At 47.8% G+C, this 15,366-nt stretch carries 16 protein-coding genes; 7 read left to right on the plus strand and 9 right to left on the minus strand.

From position 1 onward, the window contains the following. Window positions 1-24: 24 nt before the first annotated feature. From mraY to mraZ, 7 genes are all read right to left on the minus strand, one after another. Window positions 25-1,101 (minus strand): phospho-N-acetylmuramoyl-pentapeptide-transferase, encoded by a 1,077-nt coding sequence (gene mraY / locus VGB26_01435; GenBank protein ID HEX9756444.1) that lies wholly within the window; start codon window positions 1,099-1,101, stop codon window positions 25-27. Between the two features lie 48 nt (window positions 1,102-1,149). After that, window positions 1,150-2,559: a UDP-N-acetylmuramoyl-tripeptide--D-alanyl-D-alanine ligase gene (gene murF / locus VGB26_01440; GenBank protein HEX9756445.1), complete on the minus strand. Its 1,410-nt coding sequence runs from the start codon at window positions 2,557-2,559 to the stop codon at window positions 1,150-1,152. A 12-nt stretch (window positions 2,560-2,571) separates the two neighbouring features. Further along, window positions 2,572-4,113: a UDP-N-acetylmuramoyl-L-alanyl-D-glutamate--2,6-diaminopimelate ligase gene (locus VGB26_01445; protein HEX9756446.1), complete on the minus strand. Its 1,542-nt coding sequence runs from the start codon at window positions 4,111-4,113 to the stop codon at window positions 2,572-2,574. Continuing rightward, window positions 4,110-5,834 carry a penicillin-binding protein 2 gene (locus VGB26_01450; protein HEX9756447.1) on the minus strand — a complete coding sequence of 575 codons (1,725 nt, stop codon included), beginning with the start codon at window positions 5,832-5,834 and terminating at the stop codon, window positions 4,110-4,112. The genes VGB26_01445 and VGB26_01450 overlap by 4 nt, the downstream gene beginning before the upstream one ends. Before the next feature lie 48 nt (window positions 5,835-5,882). Then, window positions 5,883-6,254 carry a cell division protein FtsL gene (ftsL, locus tag VGB26_01455; protein HEX9756448.1) on the minus strand — a complete coding sequence of 124 codons (372 nt, stop codon included), beginning with the start codon at window positions 6,252-6,254 and terminating at the stop codon, window positions 5,883-5,885. A gap of 7 nt (window positions 6,255-6,261) precedes the next feature. Further along, window positions 6,262-7,218: a 16S rRNA (cytosine(1402)-N(4))-methyltransferase RsmH gene (gene rsmH, locus VGB26_01460; GenBank protein HEX9756449.1), complete on the minus strand. Its 957-nt coding sequence runs from the start codon at window positions 7,216-7,218 to the stop codon at window positions 6,262-6,264. A gap of 68 nt (window positions 7,219-7,286) precedes the next feature. After that, window positions 7,287-7,730 carry a division/cell wall cluster transcriptional repressor MraZ gene (gene mraZ, locus VGB26_01465; protein HEX9756450.1) on the minus strand — a complete coding sequence of 148 codons (444 nt, stop codon included), beginning with the start codon at window positions 7,728-7,730 and terminating at the stop codon, window positions 7,287-7,289. A gap of 324 nt (window positions 7,731-8,054) precedes the next feature. On the opposite strand from mraZ, the gene VGB26_01470 reads away from it, so the two are divergent. From VGB26_01470 to VGB26_01480, 3 genes are read left to right on the plus strand one after another with little or no spacing between them, the layout of a single operon-like run. Then, complete coding sequence (locus VGB26_01470; GenBank protein ID HEX9756451.1) at window positions 8,055-8,390, plus strand: DsrE family protein; 336 nt, start codon at window positions 8,055-8,057, stop codon at window positions 8,388-8,390. A 4-nt stretch (window positions 8,391-8,394) separates the two neighbouring features. Further along, a complete protein-coding gene (locus VGB26_01475) occupies window positions 8,395-8,739 on the plus strand; it encodes a DsrE family protein (GenBank protein ID HEX9756452.1) in 345 nt (114 codons plus the stop codon). Between the two features lie 6 nt (window positions 8,740-8,745). Beyond that, on the plus strand, window positions 8,746-9,000 hold the full coding sequence (locus tag VGB26_01480; protein ID HEX9756453.1) for a hypothetical protein: 255 nt from the start codon (window positions 8,746-8,748) through the stop codon (window positions 8,998-9,000). Window positions 9,001-9,088: 88 nt separating this feature from the next. On the opposite strand, the gene VGB26_01485 is transcribed toward VGB26_01480, so the two are convergent. Next, complete coding sequence (locus tag VGB26_01485; protein HEX9756454.1) at window positions 9,089-9,430, minus strand: PilZ domain-containing protein; 342 nt, start codon at window positions 9,428-9,430, stop codon at window positions 9,089-9,091. A gap of 93 nt (window positions 9,431-9,523) precedes the next feature. Continuing rightward, entirely contained in the window at window positions 9,524-9,979 is a 456-nt protein-coding gene (locus VGB26_01490) for a hypothetical protein (protein HEX9756455.1), read from the minus strand. Window positions 9,980-10,341: 362 nt separating this feature from the next. Between VGB26_01490 and VGB26_01495 the strand changes: the two genes are divergently transcribed. Genes VGB26_01495 through argH form a run of 4 tightly spaced genes read left to right on the plus strand, consistent with a single transcriptional unit; the run spans window position 10,342 to window position 15,161 of the window. Beyond that, complete coding sequence (locus VGB26_01495; protein ID HEX9756456.1) at window positions 10,342-11,544, plus strand: acetylornithine transaminase; 1,203 nt, start codon at window positions 10,342-10,344, stop codon at window positions 11,542-11,544. Beyond that, a complete protein-coding gene (gene argF / locus VGB26_01500) occupies window positions 11,541-12,476 on the plus strand; it encodes an ornithine carbamoyltransferase (GenBank protein ID HEX9756457.1) in 936 nt (311 codons plus the stop codon). The genes VGB26_01495 and argF overlap by 4 nt, the downstream gene beginning before the upstream one ends. A 5-nt stretch (window positions 12,477-12,481) precedes the next feature. Further along, the gene (locus VGB26_01505) at window positions 12,482-13,705 is read left to right on the plus strand and encodes an argininosuccinate synthase (protein HEX9756458.1); all 1,224 of its coding nucleotides are present in this window, start codon (window positions 12,482-12,484) and stop codon (window positions 13,703-13,705) included. 16 nt (window positions 13,706-13,721) lie between these two features. Further along, window positions 13,722-15,161, plus strand: a complete 1,440-nt coding sequence (gene argH, locus VGB26_01510; GenBank protein ID HEX9756459.1) for an argininosuccinate lyase — start codon at window positions 13,722-13,724, stop codon at window positions 15,159-15,161. The last annotated feature ends 205 nt before the right edge of the window (window positions 15,162-15,366 follow it).

The raw sequence follows: 15,366 nt of genomic DNA on the forward strand, positions 1-15,366 counted from the left end.
AAATCATATTTTTAAAAAAAACCGTTACCGAAGTTTCAATGTACTAAGGCTCAACAAAGCCAGAATAATGGCAATAATCCAAAATCGAACGATGACCTTGGGTTCTTCCCACCCTTTTAATTCAAAATGATGGTGGATGGGAGCCATTAAAAAAACCCGTTTCCCCCTCGATTTATAGGAGGTCACCTGAAAGATGACCGACAAGGCTTCAATGACAAAAATACCCCCCACGAGGACCAGCAACAGTTCATGTTTGGTCATCACCGCCACCGTTCCCAAGGCGGCCCCCAAGGGTAATGAACCCACGTCTCCCATAAAGATGGAGGCGGGATAGGTATTGAACCACAAAAAACCAAGGCTGGCCCCCACCATGGCCCCGCAAAAGATGGCCAATTCACCAGCCCCCTCAATATGATTAATCAAAAGGTAACCCGCAAACTTTGCATGGCCCGTGACATAGGCCACGATGGTATACGCCACCGCCGCCACCGTCACCGGGCCGATGGCCAAACCGTCTAAACCATCGGTCAGGTTCACCGCATTGGATGCGCCCACAAGGACCAAAACAATAAAAGGAATATACAGCCATCCCAAATCGGGATTAAAGTCTTTGAAAAAAGGAACACTCAGCTGTGTCGAATATGCGGGCAGGTTATAAAGGCTCAAACCCACCACCACCGAAATCAGAACTTGAAGGGAAAACTTGGGCCAAGGGGTCAAGCCCTCTGACTGTTTCTTGATCACTTTTCGGTAATCATCCCAAAACCCCACCAAACCGAATCCCAATGTGGCAAAGACAGTGAGCCAAATATATGGGTTGGTGAGGTCCGCCCAAAGGAGTGTGGGAATAATCACGGCAAACAGGATCATCAGGCCCCCCATGGTCGGGGTACCGGATTTCACGTGATGAGACTTCGGCCCCTCTTGCCGAATGTTTTGACCCACGTTATATTTCTGAAGCATCCGGATGATCCACGGACCCAACACGAAACAAATAACCAATGCGGTCAGGACCGCATAGATGGTCCGAAAGGTGATATACCGGAAAACATTGAAAATGCCATAATCGATATGAAGGGGATATAATAAATGATAAAGCATAGATGATTTTTTCCTATGGATGGATATTAAAAAAAACCCAATAGCCCGTTATTTTTTCAACAGCTCCTCGACAATCTCCTCCAATCGCATTTTTCGAGAGCCTTTTACCAAAACCCAATCCCCCGCCCTTAATAATCCGCTCAAATGGGTTGTCACCTCCACCCCATGGTCCAGGGCCCACACCTTGTCAGAATCCATTCCTCCCTCAACCGCTCCCTTGGCCAATAAACGGCCCTGCTCTCCAACGGTGAAAAGAAAATCTAAACCCTGACGCCCGGTCGCACGCCCCAATTGCAGGTGAAGATCTTCTGATTCTGCTCCCAACTCCAACATATCCCCCAAAACCGCAATCCCACGGCCGGGCCCTTTTAAACGTACCAATGTCTCAAGGGCGTATTTCATCGAATCCGGATTGGCATTGTAGGCATCATTGATCACCCAAATTCCCGCGGGGGTGGGGTGCACTTCCATCCGCATCTTCATTCCCGAAAATCCTTCCAAACCCCTTTTGATTTCATCAAGGGAAAAACCAAGGCCAATGGCAACGGCAGAAGCAGCCAAGGCATTGAGGATATGATGGTGGCCAAAAAGCGGAAGGGAAACGGAAACCTCCCCCTCCCTGGTTTTCAACCGGAATATTTCTCCCCGCTGAGGATCAAACCCCATCGCCTGCCCTGAAACATCGGCCACCCTGTCTAACCCGAACGAAATTATTTTGATTCCCCGGGTTTTCATCACCAACCCGGTGATATAGGGATCATTCAGATTATGGGCAAATAGGGAACCGGATTTTAAAGCCTCTAATAGTTCTCCTTTGGCTTGGGCCACCCCCTCTAAGGATCCCAAAGCTTGCAGGTGGGCTGGGCCGATATTGGTAATCACCCCCAATTCGGGTTGAGCCATTTCACACAGGCGGGTGAGCTCCCCCCGACCACTGATTCCCATCTCGGAAACCGCCGCTTGATGGGAGGGGTCTAATTTTAAAAGGGTCAACGGAACGCCGATATGGTTATTCAGATTTCCAACGTTTTTTAATACATGCCAACGCCCTTGGAGAATGGAAGCGATCAACTCTTTGGTTGTACTTTTCCCGTTGCTTCCCGTCACGGCGACCAGGGGAAGGTCAAATTGCCTCCGGTGAGCTGAGGCCAAATCTTGAAGGCCCCGCAGTGTATCGTTCACACCGATGACAAAACCCCTGATTTGTGAAAGCCATTCCCCCATCGAATAAAAACGGTCGGTTTGTATGACTACGCCATGGGCCCCCTTATCCACGGCCTCTTTCACAAAAGAATGCCCATCAAAGCGTTCACCCTGAAGGGCAAAATATAAGGCCCCGGGTTCCAAGGTTCTCGTATCGATAGAAACACCCAAACAGGTCTGCCCTCCATCCTTCAGGAGAATTCCCCCGGTTGCGGAAACCATTTGATGTGTATTGAGAGAAATTCCTTTTTTCACCAATCCTTCCATTTATAATCCGGCCACTCTGGTTTTGACTAACCGTTTTCGAATCATTTCCCGACAGACTTCCCGGTCATCAAAATGTCTCCGCTCATTTCCAATAATCTGGTAATCCTCATGGCCCTTTCCGGCCACCACCACCAAATCCCCGGGACCGGCCATGGCAATGGCCCTCTCAATCGCTTCGCGGCGATCCGGAAGAGTCCAAAATGCCTGCATCCGCAATTGTTTTCCCTGAACTTGAAGCAACCCTTTTTCGATATCCGATAAGATGGTCAAAGGGTCCTCGGTTCTGGGATTATCCGACGTCAAAAATACCACATCGCTCCATTCTGCGGCCACCCTCCCCATGGAGGGTCGTTTGGAGCGGTCCCGATCTCCACCGCAACCGAACACGGTAATCAAACGCCTTTTTTTCAAAGTCGCCGCAGTACTGAGGAGACGAAATAGGGCATCTTCGGTATGGGCATAGTCCACAATAACCCCAAACCCCTGTCCCTCATCCACTTTTTCAAATCTCCCTGGAACATGGGTCACCTTCTCAATCCCTTTTTGGATAGATGAAATGGAACAGCCCATGAGGAGACCCGTCCCTACCGCAGCCAGAATATTATAAATATTGTGTCGGCCCACCAACTGGGACGTGACGGGAAAATCCCCCTCGGGGGTCCGGGTGGTAAAAGAAACCCCCTTCCAATCCATCTGAACCTGGTCGCTTTTAATATCAGCGGGAAGGTCAATGGCGTAGGTCAACACACTGCGGGAGGTTTCCCCATGAATCCGCTCAAAACAAGGATCGTCCACGTTTAACAGCGCTCTTCCTTCCCGTTGGGCTGATCCAGTGGATTCTAACCGGTCTTTAAAAAGCCGCATCTTGGACTGAAAATATTCTTCAAGGGTTCCATGAAAATCCAGGTGATCTTGAGTGAAATTGGTAAAAATGGCCACTTCAAATTCGCAGCCCCATACACGATCCAATGCCAAGGCATGAGAGGATACCTCCATCACCACTGCCTTCATCTTTTTTTGAACCATTTTTGAAAGAAGGCGATGCAGTTCAACAGGCTCCGGTGTGGTATGGGACATCGGAAGAGTCGCCTCTCCGATTCGACAATGGATCGATCCGATTAAACCCGTAGGTATTCCCTCGGCTTCGGTGATTGAATGAATCAAAAAAGAGGTGGTGGTTTTTCCGTTGGTCCCCGTAATGCCGATGAGGCGCAATCGTTTGGAGGGTTCGGAGAAAAAACGGCTGGCAAGAAGGGCCAGGGATTTTCGGGTGCTGGAAACCACGATCTGATTTCGATTGGGTGAGGCGGCCAAAGGAGGATTAGCTCCACCCTTCCCTTTTTCCATTACCGCCCCAATAGCACCTTTCTTATAAGCCTCGTTGACATACCGGTGCCCATCGTTTTGTAATCCCTGGACAGCCACGAAAAGAAAACCAGGACCCACTTCCCGGGAATCGAAGGTCACCCCTTTGACCTCCACATCCTCAAAGGCTTTCCAATCCAAAAACTCAATCCCATGGAATAACTGTTTGAGCGTCATTTTTGAGATACCAAAAGAAAGTTTTCTTTTCCCTCGGGCATAACCCCCATGTAAGAGAGAGTTTGTTCGGCGATACGTTTAAAAACTGGGGCGGCAACGGTCCCTCCCCAGTGAACCCCTTTGGGCTCATCCAATACAACATAAATGATGACTCTGGGATGATCCGCGGGAACAAACCCGATAAACGAACTGATGACCTTCCCTCGCGAATACCGACCGGTGGAAGGGTCCACCTTTTGGGCCGTTCCCGTTTTTCCCGCAACTTCATAACCTCCGAAAGCGGCCAGTTCCCCGGTTCCATCCCCCTGAACCACCCCTTTCAGAATACGGGTCATGCTACGGGCTGTTTTTTCCGAAATCACCCGGCGGGACAAAGGATAAGAAAAATTTAAAAGGGAATTTCCCTCCTCGTCTCTAATTTCTGAAACCAAATGAGGTTGAGGCAGCCAACCCCCGTTGGCAATGACTGAGGCCGATCCAATGACCTGAAGTGCGGTCACCCCCACTTCCTGGCCCATGGCCATGGAGGCCAATGAGCGGCCGGACCACTGGGAAGGCGGATGAACAACACCCGCCACTTCCCCATTCAAATCGATATCGGTTTTTTTTCCAAAACCAAATGCTTTCACATATTGATACAGTTTTTGGTTTCCCAACCGGTTAGCCACCTTGAATATTCCGATATTGCTTGATTTTTGAAGAACCTCTTCAAAGGTTAAAATACCGTGGGGCTCGTGGTCATGCAAAAAACCACTCCCCACACGAAGGGCTCCATTTTCACAATCAATGGGCTCCCCCAGAGAAACCAAACCCTCTTCGAGGGCGGCGGCCGCGGCAACAATTTTAAAGGTGGAACCGGGTTCATAGAGGTCAGTGATGGCCCGGTTCCTCCAATCGGACGGTTCATGTCTCCCAACATGGTTGGGGTTGAATTGGGGCCGGACCGATAAGGAAAGGATCCCTCCGGTATAAGGGTCCATGGCGATCACCACCCCCCCCTTCGCTGAGGTTTCCTCGATGGCCCGATCCAACTCCCGATCACTGATGAATTGGATCACCTCGTCCAGTGTCAGAACGATATCTTTCCCTCTGGAAGGTTGTGCGTAAACCAGATCCTTTGGAAAAACGAAACCTCCCAGCGCATCCCGTTCCAAAACCACCCACCCCTTTTCCCCCTTTAAGAATTCATCATATCGAAGTTCAAGGCCTTCCAACCCGTTATTATCGACCCCGGCGAACCCTAAAACATGGGACATCAAAGTCCGTTTGGGATAAAACCGCCGACTCTCCATCAAAAAACCGATTCCATTTAAATCAAGCTTTTGAACTTTCTCGGCCAAGGAAGGATCCATTTTCCGTTCAATCCAAACAAAACTTTTCTCACCTTTTATACGTTTCTTCAATTGAGATGGGTCCTTGCCCAAAAGACGGCCAAGTTTTTTTGCTGTTTGAGAGGGGTTATGCACATGTCCTGGGGTACTGAAAACGGAGGGAAGCTCAAGATTGACGGCCAGAACGCGGCCTTTTCGATCAAAGATCGTTCCCCGCTCGCCTTCAATCATGATGGTTTTTTGCCGCTGTTTCTCTGCCCGATCGGCCAAGGATGATGCATGAACCACTTGGAGAAAAAACAGCCGGATACCAATGATCAAAAATCCCGCAATCAAAACCAATGAAAGGATTAAAATGCGAGTTTTTGGCCCACCGGATTTACGAGTCATGTTCAACGTCCTCTTTTATACAAATATACAAAGGAGGATGGAGTCAATTTACCAAAACATCCCTGCCCGATTAGGCGTTTTTCCTTCTGCCACCCATATTTTGGGAATAACTTCCGGATCTCGGGGTTCTTTCGAGTCGGAGTGGGGAACCCGTTTGACCAAGATAACGTCCTTATCAGACGGGTAACCCATTCCAAGGGTTGAAATCGCAATCCGTTCGATCCGATCAAGGGAACTCAAGTGCTCGGTTTCAATCAATAAAGCTTGATGAATTTTTCGAACTTTTTTATATTCTTTTTGAAGGTGCTGGATTTGGTAACCCAAATCAATGACTTGGGCTTGGTACCACACATAAAGGATGAGCGACATGACCATCAAAACACCCACCACAAAAAATTTTCCTAAAGAAGACTTTTTCAACAGGATCCTACTTTTTTTCAGCCACACGAAGTTTCGCACTCCGGGACCGAGGGTTCTGATGAATTTCACTGGATCCGGGCCTTACGGGTTTTCGGGTGATCACCCTTAAGCGGCTGACCTGACCACAGACACATTCCGGAAAATCAGGCGGACATTGGCACACTTGCTCATTCCGACGGAAAATCTCCTTTACCGTGCGGTCTTCCAATGAGTGGTAAGAGATCACACAAAAGCGCGCCCCGACTCTCAGCCGGTTTATTCCCTCTTGAAGGACCTGGTTTAATTGCTCTAGTTCACCATTAACCATAATCCTAAGGGCTTGAAAGGTTTGGGTTGCCGGATGAATTCGCTTGCGGCGGGCCCGTGGGGGGATGGCACTACGGACAATTTCGGCCAATTGAAGGGTTCGATCCAGTCTTCCCTTTTGTCGTGTTTTCACAATGGCCCGGGCAATGGATCTGGCCCACCGCTCCTCCCCGTACCGCCAAAACAGTCGGGAAAGATCTCTTTCAGACAGGTCATTAACCAAATCAGAGGCAGACACGGAGGTATTGGGATCCATGCGCATGTCCAAGGGCCCATCCCATTTAAAACTGAATCCCCGGGCGGGGTCATCCAGTTGGTTGGAAGATACCCCTAAATCCAAGAGAATTCCATCGACCTGATCCCACCCTTCGGCCTGAAGAAACTCTTTCATTTGGATAAAATTTCCCTGTCTCAGCAACAGTCTTTCTCCAAAACCCTCTAACCGTTGCCCAACCCTTGCAATGGCCTCCGGGTCCTGATCAATTCCCAGGACCCTTCCCCCCGGTCCGGTGGCTTCAAGAATGGCTTCTGTATGGCCCCCCTCCCCCAGGGTGCCGTCCACATAAAGTCCACCGGAGAGACAAACCAAGCCGTCTATCACTTCCCTTTTCAAAACAGGAATATGGCCCATTTTTTCCAGTAATAACGCAGAGGACATCGTGCCCACAAAAAAGTTGAAAACTCAAATTCACATCAGGGTATTCATTAAAGAATTGAAATAAACTATTACAAACCCAACCCGGCCAGGGTTGTTCCGATCTTCTCAAAATTCTGAGAAATCGCCGCTTCCTTTTGTTCCCAGCGTTCAGGGTTCCACAACTCAAACTTACTATCCACACCGATAACCACAACCTGTTTCCGGAGTGAAGCATGCTCGCGCAGTCCGGGGGAAATTAGAATACGTCCTTGTCGATCAAGGGGACATTCATCTGCTCGGGAATAAGAAAAACGCATAAATTCCTTAACTTCTTTTTGCATATTAGGGGCTTGTTTCGTCCGGTCAACAAACAAACGCCACTCTTCGGTGGGAAAGGCCACCAGGCAATGGTCGATATCTGCCGTAACCACCAGGCCCTCTTCATACTTTTCCTTCAGAATTTCCCGAAACCGAACCGGAACACTCAGCCGACCCTTGGAATCAATCGTGTGTTGAAACCGCCCGAGAAACATTAATCCACTCCATGAAAATATTTACCATTTCATCCCACTTCATCCCACTTCAAGGGGGGATTATACTCCCCGTTCAAAACAAGTCAAGAAAAAAAGGAACCAGGTCATTGAAAATATTTCATTTTTCAAGTGGGATGAAATTAAATATGCCAACCCCCCATCCATGGGGGTTCCTCCCTTGAAAGCCACAACCTGATGGAATACCCTATTTCTTGACACCTTTTAAAAAATTTTAGTATCATTACAAACAAAGGGAAGATCTTCGAAAAATACCCCAAAATAATCTGCTAAAATCTTGCCACCCCTACCATCATCGGAGCCATCATGAAAATTGGGGTTCTTCTTTTGACCAGTCCGGAGCATGAAAATACAATTACCGTCCAACGACTCTGCAAAGGATTTTTAACCCAGGGCCATTCGGTGGAAATTTTCTTCATGGAAGACGGCGTTTTTAACTGCATCCAAACCCGATCTCAACTTCGGTTAACCCCTCCTTGGGAGGTTCTAACGCAACATGGGGTTAAAATTTCCTTATGCACTCAGACTTTTGAACAACGGGGACTAAAAGAGGAAAACCTTTTACAGGGGGCCCAGCTGACCAATCAACATCAATTGGCCCGGATGGTGGCATCATCGGATCGGTTTCTTGTTTTTGGATAAAAATATGAAAAAAGTGGTTGTTCTAATACGAAAGGGACCTTTTGAAAGGGTCCGGGCAAGTGAAACATGTCGAATGGCCTTAGGGCTTACCTTGGCCCACAATGAAGTCACACTTCTTTATTTGGAAAAGGGCGTTAAAAATCTCTTTCCGATAAAACCAAAGATCCTCCACCGCCCCTCCGCAGATGAATCCATGGCTTTATTTGAAGCATGCGGTATTAAACAGGTGGCGGATCAACCCTCCCTCGTGGAATGGGGACTGAATGAAAAAATCCAGGGAGTGGAAACAGTAGACCGGGAGACCACTTTGGCATTAATTGCATCCGCCGATGTTGTAATGCCTATGTAAAGCTGAATGAAAACTCTTCACGTCGTCAGAACCTTAAAGGAAAGGATACCCTTTGATCTGGCCATCCAGTTCAAAGAATACCATCGCAACGCCATATTACTGATTCAGGAGGGGGTTTACTACAAGGGTCCCTTTCCCCAAGACTGCTTTATTTCCGCCACGGATTTAACCGCCCGGGGAATCGCTTCCTCTCTTCCAACCCTCACCGATGACGAAATCTGCAAAATGATAGTGGAATACGATCGAACGATCATTTGGTAAAAAGGATTTTAAGGGAAACGATTTGTAACAGAGGAAGGAACCTCCTAACCGCTGGGGCAGGAGGATGGAAATTAACAAACGTTAAGGCTTAAAGACTTTTCTCTGCGGCATCAATGTACGCGAAAAGGTGGGATGCTTCTTTTTCATTCGCGATTTCAAATTGAATTCCAACAGAAAAAACATTGGCCAAGGGAGCCACTCGTTTTACCCTACCCCTTACATTCTCCACCTCATTAACACCGTTCATTCCAAAAAAGTTTAGCTTAACAATGACCTCATCGCCTTCATCCAACTTTTTTCGGGTCATCATACCAAGGCCAATCCTACTGATATTGGTTACATAACCCTCCAGATCGACATTTTTAGAAAGTGAGGTCACCTCCGCAACACAGGTAATAACAACCCGCTTTCCTTTTCTTCTTTCTTTCATGGCCTTGTCATCCTCACACGCGTTTTTTTTTGGAAAAGCCAGCGGGGTGAAGGGCTTGATGATGGGTTATTGATATGGGATGAAACGAACCCTTTACATCACGCCTTCAATGGCAAATAGATTCTCTTTCAAAATATCGATGCAAATTCGAATTTGTTCGTCCTTATCGGAGGTTTTTAGAATATCACTGGGCTTTTCCCGCCAAAGCCATTCTCCCCCTCCCTCCGGCCAAGAAAATTCCTGAAACCCCTGCTCCTTTAAAGCTGAAAAGACGGATTCTTTCCCCTGCTCCACTTTCACATGAAACCGAAGTGAAAGAAAGGACTGGCTGGAAAGTGAAATCCCGTACCAGCAATTGAAATCCTTAAATTTAAACACCCATCCCCTGTAAGGGGGCCAGTCCTGCCCCCGCTGAAGGACAAACTTTACCTCCGTAATGGTTAGGGTAAAAATTTTACTAAGAATTCGCCCTGCGTTATTAAAAATCGATTCGTACTTTTTGACTGTCTCTGCGTCTCGGGCCGTAAATTCCACAAATTTTTCAATCATTGCTTCCCTTTCCAACCCATGCGGTTAGGTAAAAACCAGAAAATCCTAAGGCAAAGTATACTAAAAACCTATGGTAAGTCAAGCACTTCGTAGGATCTTAAACGAAAATCAGGCATTGGAAAAAGTATACAGGACATCAAAACAAGAGACCATCTTCCCTACCCGAGCAACCCTTTTTTTAAATTTGTCCCCCGGAAAATAAAAGGAAAGGTTTTTTAATCAGGGTTGGCGACCTGTTCAGATGAAAAATCAAATAGTTAAACGCATTAAGAAGAGTCTTTCCCGTTGCTTTTTTGGGCGGTTTATGTTATAAATTGCCCCCTTATTTCTTAAAACAGTCTAAACCACATCAGGAGCTTTCTTTGCCAACGGAAGATATCATTGATGATTCAAACCGCTATATTATGAATACCTACCGGCGGTTTCCCATTGTTTTGGTCAAGGGCCGTGGCACACGCCTTTTTGACACCACGGGAAAAGAATATTTGGATTTTGTAAGTGGTGTGGCCGTCACCAATTTAGGGCACTGTTATCCCCAGGTCACCGTGGCTTTTCAAAAGCAAGCACAACGTTTGGGACATGTTTCAAACCTTTATTACAGCAAACCCCAAACCCACCTGGCTAAAAAACTGGTCCAACATTCTTGCTTAGATAAAGTCTTTTTCTGCAACAGCGGGGCGGAGGCAAACGAAGCCGCACTGAAACTTGCCCGTCGATACGCTCAGCTCCGGAATGAAACCGAAAAAAATGAAATTATTACTTTTGAGCACTCTTTTCATGGGAGGACCTTCGCAACCTTATCCGCAACCGGACAGGAAAAAGTCAAAAAAGGGTTTTACCCCATTTTTCCAGGATTTGTCCATGTACCCCTTAATGATATCGATGCCCTTGCCAAAGCCGTTCATTCAAAAACCCTTGCGGTGATGTTGGAGCCAATCCAAGGTGAGGGGGGAATCAATATCCCCAATGAGGGTTATCTTCAAAAGGTAAAACAGCTTTGTGAGGAAAACGGACTCCTTTTGATCTTTGATGAAATTCAAACGGGGATCGGGCGAACGGGAACCCTGTTTGCCTACGAACATTTCAATATTTTCCCCGATATTCTAACCTTGGCAAAGGGATTAGGGGGTGGCCTTCCCATCGGAGCAATGCTCGCCCGTGAAGAAGTGGCCTCTGCCTTTGAGCCCGGCCAGCATGCCTCCACCTTTGGCGGAAATCCGGTGGTCTGCTCTTCTGCTTTGGCCACTCTGGATTCGATTTTGGAGGAGAGTTTTCTTTTGGAAAACTGCCGACGGATGGGAGAATACTTTATCAAAGGCTTAATGGAACTTCAGCGCCGATGTCCGGGAATTAAAGAAATTCGGGGAAAAGGTCTGCTGATTGGGATGGAATTAACCTTTGATGGGCAGGAGGTGGTACAGGATTGTTTGGAAGAGGGTTTTCTTATTAATTGTACCATGGAAAAAGTGCTTCGGTTTATGCCCCCCCTTATCATTACCATGGAAGAGATCGATCTTCTTCTGAACACCCTGGAGAAAATTTTAAAAAGGCGGGGTACGGTTTGAACACAAGACACCTACTAACAGTACATGACCTTTCCACGGAAGAGATACAAGACATTTTAAACCGGTCACAACAAATCAAGGAAAAGGCAGATCGGAAAAAACCTTATTTACCTCTGGCCGGCAAAACCATTGGGCTTTATTTTGAAAAATGGTCCACTCGGACACGAATCTCCTTCGAGGTTGGTGCATTTCAACTCGGGGGCCACTCCCTCTTTATTTCGACGGAGGAAATTCAGCTGAACCGGGGAGAAACCGTTGCCGACACAGCCAAAGTACTCTCCCGTTACTTGGACGGCATTGTGATACGAACTTACCATCAACGCCATTTGGAAGAATGGGCCCGGGCGGCATCCATCCCGGTCATTAACGGTTTAACGGACCTACATCACCCCTGCCAAGCCATTTCGGATCTTTTTACGATTTTGGAAAAAAGGGGACGGCTTCAACAGTTAAAACTGGCCTATATCGGTGACGGCAATAATGTAGCCCATTCCCTGGTGGAGGGCGCCGTATTGGTGGGTATGAACATCAACCTGGCCTGCCCCAAAGGATATGAACCCAATGAAGGCATTTTGGAACGGGCTCAACAGGAAGCCAAACGAAAAAATGTCCGCATCGAACTATTCAAAAACCCCAAAGAGGCGGTCCGAGAGGCGGACATTCTCTACACGGATGTTTGGACCAGTATGGGCCAGGAATCCGAACAGGACGAGCGCAAAAAAGTGTTCCAGGACTATTGCATTAACCGTGACCTCCTTGAAGCAACACAAAATAAAGAGGTCCTGGTGATGCACTGTCTTCCCGCACACCGCGGGGAGGAAATTACGAATGAAGTCATGGAAGGTCCTTTCTCAATTATCTTGGACCAGGCGGAAAACCGCCTTCATGCTCAAAAAGCCATTCTCGATTTTTTTCTAGGAGGTCCCCACTAATTTAGATGGAAAGGAAAACGTCCTTATTTCAAAAAGTGATTCTCGCTTATTCGGGTGGGCTGGATACCTCTGTCATCATCCCTTGGTTGAAGGAAAAATATCAATGCGAGGTCATCGCCTACTGTGCGGATATCGGCCAAGCCGAGGAGCTTTCCTCTTTGGAGGAACGGGCCTTAAAGACAGGGGCCAGTCAGTTCCGATTGGAGGATTTAAAAAAAGAATTTGTGGTGGATTATATTTTTCCCATGCTCCGTGCCGCTGCCATTTACGAGGGGGGATACTTGTTGGGGACATCCATTGCCCGGCCCCTTATTGCGAAGAAGCAGATGGAACTGGCCCAACAAGAAGGGGCTGATGCCGTCGCCCATGGGGCCACCGGAAAAGGAAACGATCAGATCCGCTTTGAGTTAACCTATTTATCGATGAACCCCCATATACAGATCATCGCCCCTTGGCGAGAATGGTCCTTTCAATCCCGTCAGGAATTGATCCAATATGCGAAGGACAAGCAGATTCCCATAACGGTAACACCGGAAAAACCCTATAGCATCGACCGCAACCTTTTCCACATCAGCTTTGAGGGAGGCGTTCTTGAGGATCCCTGGAATGAACCTCCCCGGGAAATGTTTCGTCTGACCACCGATCCCGAAGAAGCCAAAGATACTCCCGAAACGCTGGAGTTGGCCTTTGAAGGGGGAAACCCTAAAACCCTGAACGGAAAAGCCTTCCCCCCCGTGGCCTTACTGGAAACACTGAATCAATTGGCGGGAGAACATGGCATCGGTCGTGTAGATCTGGTAGAAAATCGATATATAGGAATGAAATCCCGGGGTGTGTATGAAACACCGGGAGGGACCCTCCTTCACGAAGCCCGAAAGGCCTTGGAATCCATTACCCTGGATCGGGAGGTGCTTCACCTCAGGGATTCTCTGGTCCCCCGTTATTCAGAACTGGTTTATTACGGATATTGGTTTTCACCGGAACGGGAACTGCTGCAAAAAACCATGGATGATATTCAAAAACAGGTCACCGGAACAGTACGAATGAAACTTTACAAGGGAAACTGTACGGTTTTGGGGCGAAAATCTCCGCGGTCTTTGTACCGTCAACAATTGGCCTCTTTTGATCAAGGACTCGGTTTTAATCCCCGGGATGCGGAGGGATTTATTCGGCTCAACGCCCTCCGGCTGATCACCCAATGGGAAGAGAAAAAAGGGCGGAAGGATTGATTGGGAGTATGACGGGTTGAAAAAGAAAGCGAAAGGGAAGCTCTGGGGAGGACGTTTCCAGGGCAACCTGCATCCCGATGTGGAATCCTTTACGGCTTCTCTCTCCTTTGATATTCGGCTCTTTTCATACGACATACAAGGAAGTATCGCACACTGCAAAATGTTAGAACGGGTGGGAATTCTCACGGCAACTGAAACAAGGAAAATGGTCACCGGTCTCCTTCAAATCCAGGCAAAAATAGAAAAAGGAAAACAGCGTTTCCGAAAGGAAGATGAAGATATTCACATGGCCATCGAGCGTCTTCTCACCGAAAAAGTGGGAGCCATAGGTAAAAAACTTCACACGGGACGAAGCCGAAACGACCAGGTGGTCTTGGACCTTCGGCTCTTTCTTCGATCCGAAATTAAAACCCTCTTGGAAGAAATCGGGAAACTTCAAAAAATTCTGGTCCGTCGTGCTGAGAAAGAAATCGATGCCCTTATGCCGGGATACACCCACCTCCAACGGGCCCAACCGGTGCGTTTTTCCCATCATCTGTTGGCCTATTTCGAAATGTTTGACCGGGATCGCCAACGGCTGGAGGATAGTTTGGAACGGGTGAATGTGATGCCCTTAGGCTCGGGGGCTTTGGCGGGAACCACTCTTCCCATTCGCCGGGAGGTGGTGGCGGAGCTTCTTCACTTTCCAAAAGTCACCGCCAATAGTCTGGACAGTGTGAGTGATCGGGATTTTTCACTGGAATTTTTAAGTGCCATGGCTATTTTAATGATGCACCTCTCGAGATTTAGTGAAGAACTGATTCTTTGGTCCAGTCAAGAATTTGGTTTTATAGAACTGCCGGATGCCTTTTGCACCGGAAGCAGCATGATGCCTCAAAAGAAAAACCCCGACGTCCCCGAGTTGATTCGGGGAAAAACGGGAAGAGTCTATGGACATTTGGTGACTTCCCTCACCTTCATGAAGGGTCTTCCCCTTTCTTATAACCGGGACCTTCAGGAAGACAAGGAACCCATTTTTGATACGGTGGACACCGTCAAAGCAGCCTTACGGCTCTACCAGCAGATGATTGAGAAACTTAAAATCAACCGGGATCGCCTCGCCCAAGCCGCCGGAGACGAATTCCTATTGGCCACGGATCTGGCGGAATATTTGGTTTTGAAAGGGGTTCCTTTCCGGGACTCTCACGAGGTGATCGGAAAACTGGTTGGGTTCTGCCTAAAGTTTAATCGGACATTTTCTTCTCTGACGCTGAAAGAGTTTCAGGGTTTTTCAAAGGAATTTAAAATTGATGTATTTGATCGGTTGAATCCAACGCGTTCTGTGGAGACAAAGGAGGGAATAGGCCACCCTTCCCGGAAACGGGTTTTGCAACGGATCCGGGCCATTCAAAAACAGGCCTCGGATCTGCCCCCCCCAACTCCAAGAAAAAAAAAGACTGGAAGAGGGAAAAGGTGAATTTGCGCGTGTCGAAATGAAAGGTTTTCTATGCCTCAAAAAAACCGGTGTTCTGTTTTGTTCGGTTTCCTTTTGCCTAACACTGTTATTGGAAGGGTGTGGCCGCAAAGGGGATCCCGTGGCACCAGATGAACCATTGCCCCAAAATCAGGCCAAAAGCTTTTTGGGATGATACATCGATAAACCGGTTTCATGGTTTTTAATT

The organism is Nitrospiria bacterium (assembly GCA_036397255.1).
Taxonomy (GTDB): Bacteria; Nitrospirota; Nitrospiria; order DASWJH01; family DASWJH01; genus DASWJH01.